Genomic DNA, 2,387 nt, shown 5'->3' on the forward strand with positions numbered 1-2,387 from the left:
CGACGACGCGGTCACGGTCGTCGAGTGGGGGAGCGGCCTGGCCGAGGGGCTGGCCGACGCGTGGCTCGAGGTCCGCATCGGCCGCGCCACGGGCGGCACCGTTGCGGCCGACGTCATCGACCCGGAGGCAGATCCGCGGGTCGTGGAGCTTGACCCGGTCGGCGTGCGCTGGCTCGGCGTGGACCTGCTGGCGCCGTAACCGGATTTCCCCTCTGTAGAGCCTGATCCGGGACCCCGGTCCCGGGACCCCGGTCCCGGGGACCCCCATCCCGGGTCGGCCGTCCATGCGGGTCATGCGAGGTCGTCCGCGCGCAGGTGCCGCGGACCCATCGCTCACTCCTAGCCTCGAATCGAGGGTCAAGGGGAGTGGATCAGATGAGTCTCATGATGAGATGTCGGGCACTGGTTGTGGCGCTGGCGTGTGTCGCCGCGATCGGCCTGCCCATGGACCAGGCCGTGGCACAACGCCAGTCGTCGCCCGCTCTCGACCGCCCCGTCCAGCGTGCCTCGTCCGTGCTCTTCACCGGTCGCTCCTCGCCGCGGGCCGTGGTCCGGCTCCAGGTGCGCGGAACGACCCGTTGGGTGACGGTCCGTACGACGCGCGCGGCGCGTTCCGGCACCTACCGGATCGCCATCCGCAACCCGACGCGGATCCGCAAGTACCGCGTGGTCTCCCGTGGCCGCGCCAGCGGCGTGCGCCAGGTCGGGCCACGCAAGGTCGCCACTCCCGCAGCAGCGCCGACGCCCGCTCCCGCGCCCAAGGACGAGTGCGGTGTCCGGCCCCGTCGCGCGGACGGCTCCTACTACGCCTGCACCTTCCGCGACGAGTTCGACGGGACGGCTCTGGACACGAGCAAGTGGCTGGTCCAGGAGACGTCGTACAGCGGAATGAGCAGCGGCAACCGGGACTGCTACGTCAACGATCCGTCGACGATCGCCGTTGCGTCCGGCACGTTGAGGGTGTCGGCCCGCCGGAACCTCGACGCGTTCACCTGTGCGAGCCCGTTCGGCGCCTTCGAGACCACGTCCACCGCCGGCACCGTGACGACACGGGACCGGTTCGGGCAGACGTACGGTCGCTTCGAGTTCCGGGCGAAGATGCCGGCCGGTGCGGGCATTCCCGGCGCGCACTCGGCCCTGTGGCTCTACCCCCAGGCCCACACCTACGGCCAGTGGCCGCTGTCCGGCGAGGTGGACGTCGCCGAGTGGTTCAGCGCCCGCCCCGGCAAGGTGTATCCCTCGGTGCACTACTCCGGCGAGGTGCCCCTGCTGAGCACCGGCGCCAATTGCCCGATGCCGACCTCGACCAGCGCCTTCCACACCTACGCGGTCGAGTGGACCTCCCAGCAGATGCGGTTCTTCTACGACGGCAAGCTCTGCTTCTCGCACTCCTGGATCCCGCTCGGGCAGATCCGGCCGAAGCCGTTCGACCAGCCCTTCAACCTCGTGGTGACCCAGGTCTGGGGCCACCTCTGGAACGCGCCGACCGACCAGACGGCCGACGCAGCAACGGTCGAAGTGGACTGGGTCCGCGCCTGGCAGTGAGGGCCACCGGGTCGGGCCGGTAGCCTCGACGCCGTGCTGCTCGCCTTCGACACCGCGTCGCCGTCGGTCACCGTCGCCCTGCATGACGGGACCGAGGTGGTCGCTGCCGCGACGGCGGAGATCGGGATGCGGCACGGTGAACAGCTGGCGCCGCTCATCGAGCAGGTCCTCGCCTCCGCCGGCACCACGCCGGACGGCGTGACCGGCATCGCCGTCGGTGTCGGCCCCGGTCCGTTCACCGGGCTGCGGGTCGGCCTGGTCACGGCCCGGACCCTGGCCCACGTGCTCGACGTCCCCGTCCACGGCGTGTGCTCGCTCGATGCCCTCGCTGCCGAGGCGGTCGCCACGGGGGTGGTGGACGGCGACTTCCTCGTCGCCACGGACGCGCGACGCAAGGAGGTCTACCTGGCGTCGTACGACGGCAACGGGAGGCGTCAGTCCGCGCCGGTCGTGGAGCGTCCGGCCGTGCTCGCCAGTGACCTGCCGGTCGTCGGCGAAGGTGCCGCGCTCTATCCGGACGCGTTCCCGAACGCGCGGACCCCCTTGCGACCGGACGCCGCCTGGCTGGCCCGCGCCGTGATCGCGCAGCAGGTGGAGGTGCTGGGGCCCGAACCGCTCTACCTGCGACGTCCTGACGCCGAGATCCCGCGGGCCGCCAAGGCCGTGCTGCCCGACGGAGCGCCGGCGAAGTGACCTCCCCGGTCGTCCGTGCGGCCCTCGCGGCGGACGTGCCCGCCATCGTCGAGCTGGAAGCCGACGCGTTCCCGCTCGATCCCTGGTCGACGAACCTGGTCAGTGAAGGGGTCAGCGGCTCCCTTCCGACCGTTGCCTACGTCGTCGCC

Annotated in this window: 2 protein-coding genes and 1 pseudogene; all 3 read left to right on the forward strand. The window is 71.8% G+C overall.

What is annotated here, in order from left to right; genetic code table 11:
- Positions 1–199, forward strand: a pseudogene (locus ACOADB_RS02340) (bifunctional acetyltransferase/tRNA (adenosine(37)-N6)-threonylcarbamoyltransferase complex ATPase subunit type 1 TsaE); the annotation flags it as partial.
- A 176-nt stretch (positions 200–375) separates the two neighbouring features.
- Positions 376–1,545: a glycoside hydrolase family 16 protein gene (locus tag ACOADB_RS02345; RefSeq protein WP_378596301.1), complete on the forward strand. Its 1,170-nt coding sequence runs from the start codon at positions 376–378 to the stop codon at positions 1,543–1,545.
- 33 nt (positions 1,546–1,578) lie between these two features.
- Positions 1,579–2,238 (forward strand): tRNA (adenosine(37)-N6)-threonylcarbamoyltransferase complex dimerization subunit type 1 TsaB, encoded by a 660-nt coding sequence (gene tsaB, locus ACOADB_RS02350; RefSeq protein ID WP_378596302.1) that lies wholly within the window; start codon positions 1,579–1,581, stop codon positions 2,236–2,238.
- The last annotated feature ends 149 nt before the right edge of the window (positions 2,239–2,387 follow it).

It is taken from the genome of Nocardioides sp. CPCC 206348 (genome assembly GCF_048654705.1).
GTDB lineage: Bacteria > Actinomycetota > Actinomycetes > Propionibacteriales > Nocardioidaceae > Nocardioides.

Bases quoted from the DNA above. Each gene is read 5' to 3' on its own strand.
- ACOADB_RS02345 (WP_378596301.1), top strand. From the start codon at position 376: ATGAGTCTCATGATGAGATGTCGGGCACTGGTTGTGGCGCTGGCGTGT.